Source organism: Wolbachia endosymbiont of Tuta absoluta (assembly GCF_059414725.1).
This window is the reverse complement of record NZ_JBNRJY010000489.1, coordinates 1-1,796: the sequence shown is the minus strand read 5'-3', so window position 1 is coordinate 1,796 and position 1,796 is coordinate 1. Positions and strand designations below refer to the sequence as shown.

The following is a 1,796-nucleotide window of genomic DNA, read 5'->3' as shown; positions in this document are numbered from 1 at the left end:
TATAGGGAAAATTAGGGCAATTTCTACATCAAAAATTAAGAAAATAACAGTAATTAAAAAAAAGTGTAAAGAAAAAGGAATACGAGCTGAAGATCGATCTTTATTGGAAAATTCAGGGACAGGAATAACATTTTTAAGCTATCGTATAACTATCACTTGCTCGCTGGGAGCTCTATTTTTCATACCACTCATTTATGAGTTTATTGATATCGGAATCCATAAAATCCTTTAGTGGTTGACTGGTTTTTATCTCGGCATTTTTAGGGATACACCTATCTTTACATATTGCGTACTTTATATGAAAGTTAATATCAGCGTATTCCTGATTTGGAATGATATTAGTTTTAAAGGGAAATAACACCATATCTTCATATATGTTACTAACAAATGTAACTTCCCCAACTTTATCTTCATGTTCCTTGGGAGTAGACCAATGAATATCTATATTGTATGTTTATAGCTGAAAGGAAAGAGAGTAGGTATCAAACCTTATAAAAAAGTTAAAATACCTAAGCTTATTTTTGTATCATGAAAATTGTAGCAATAAACCTTTTCTTGAGCGTACATTCAAGAAAATTATAGCACATAATCACTACTGTAGTTATAGCTAGGGAGCTCTTCGTTATCAGTAGTTATCTCATCACTCTTTTGAATTACGCTCTCACTTTTACTAGGAGAACCTAAACATCTCATATTACCAGTGTCAGGAATTATCAACTTTACTTCTTTGTCGGAAGTCCATAAAACTTTATCTTTTAATTCAATTAATTCAGTGGGTTTCTTAGTGAGGTTCTTATAAATTGCACAGTTGTTTTTAGGATCATCTTTAAGCTTACCGTCAAAAGTTAAGAAGTGCTCTAAGTGAAGATAGGGTATTTTAGTATTGTTGCCATCTTTATCTATTATCATATTACTCTTATCAACAATTATTAAAGGTGATACCAATTTTGCAACTATAGTTTTACCTGCACATTCTTTTAGCTCTTCTACGCTACGATCTAATACTAGATTAGGACACGTTGTATTCCAGAAGAAATTTTTGTTATGAAGTGCATTTTTATTAAAATCTTTACTGTGATAACATGCACTTTTATTGTTATTATCAGCAGAGAGCTCATTGTAAGGATAACCCTTACCGCTAGTATTCGTTTTACCTTTTCCACTACACCATATACCGCTAGGTAAAAAGTTTGTATAATCTATTGCATTTCCACACTTTGCATCTTCCTTACATTCAAATGTTATAGCAAAATTTGCTGCATAGTATTCCTTAACAGGGTTTGGGTTAGTATAATGCATGATGTTTTCATTGTGTATTAATTCAGGAAAAAATTCCTCCAATAGGTCCTTTATAAACCAACCAGGTTGACAAATGTGCTTAGTAAGAGTAGAATAATTTGCACGTTTTACGCAGTTGTGCATATCATCTGAAGCGTGTGCTGTAGTAATAATCACACCTTCTATTCCTTCTTCTTTTTTTTGATTAGCAGTTTCATTTATTATGTGTTTACATTGATGAGTCATGATTGTATATCAAAAAATTAATATTACTATATTAACATAATATAGTAAATAATTAATGACTTTAATTGCACATAAGGCTTTTAAAGCTCTTTCTCAACTATAGTTGTTAAGCTCTTGCTTTTTAACCTTACTTCTTGTACCACTCATTTATGAGTTTATTGATATCAGAATCTATAAAATCCTTTAGTGGTTGACTGGTTTTTATCTCGGCATTTTTAGGGATACACCTATCTTTACATATTGCGTACTTTATATGAAAGTTAATATCAGCG

General features: G+C 31.1%; 2 protein-coding genes and 2 pseudogenes. All 4 read right to left on the bottom strand.

Annotation, left to right across the window (positions count from 1 at the left end):
- Window positions 1–54 (bottom strand): hypothetical protein (locus ACJ5GX_RS05345; protein ID WP_495292779.1); only part of this gene is annotated, 54 nt, incomplete at its 3' end.
- A 118-nt stretch (window positions 55–172) separates the two neighbouring features.
- A pseudogene (locus ACJ5GX_RS05340) lies at window positions 173–448 on the bottom strand (protein-disulfide reductase DsbD domain-containing protein); the annotation flags it as partial.
- A gap of 128 nt (window positions 449–576) precedes the next feature.
- Window positions 577–1,524: a hypothetical protein gene (locus ACJ5GX_RS05335; protein WP_214303391.1), complete on the bottom strand. Its 948-nt coding sequence runs from the start codon at window positions 1,522–1,524 to the stop codon at window positions 577–579.
- A 127-nt stretch (window positions 1,525–1,651) separates the two neighbouring features.
- Window positions 1,652–1,796 (bottom strand): annotated as a pseudogene (locus ACJ5GX_RS05330) (protein-disulfide reductase DsbD domain-containing protein); the annotation flags it as partial.

Bases quoted from the DNA above. Each gene is read 5' to 3' on its own strand.
- ACJ5GX_RS05335 (WP_214303391.1), bottom strand. From the start codon at position 1,524: ATGACTCATCAATGTAAACACATAATAAATGAAACTGCTAATCAAAAA.